This is a genomic window from Actinoplanes sp. DH11 (genome assembly GCF_020873875.1).
In the GTDB taxonomy this organism is placed as follows: Bacteria; Actinomycetota; Actinomycetes; order Mycobacteriales; family Micromonosporaceae; genus Actinoplanes.
In genome coordinates this window covers 1-255 of the sequence record NZ_JAHWGU010000229.1, presented here as the reverse complement: position 1 = coordinate 255, position 255 = coordinate 1, and the positions used below count along the sequence as shown (strand labels likewise).

The 255-nt window shown below is 67.5% G+C and carries 1 pseudogene; it reads left to right on the top strand.

Annotated features, from left to right (window positions below):
* Window positions 1-255: pseudogene (locus LPA41_RS41555) on the top strand (IS1182 family transposase); the annotation flags it as partial.

Genomic DNA, 255 nt, shown 5'->3' with positions numbered 1-255 from the left:
CTCGACTCCGGCTACCCCTCAGCCGACCTGCTGGTCTCCAGCCACACCACCTTCGGGATCACCCTGATCACCCCGGTCCTGGCCGACACCTGCACCCAAGCCACCACCCCCGGCGGCTACGACCGCATCGCGTTCACCATCGACTACGACCAGCAGCAGGCGACCTGCCCGCAAGACCACACCACCTCCACCTGGATCCCCGGCCGCCGAGGCGACACCGACATCATCTCGATCGCCTTCACCACCACCGTCTGC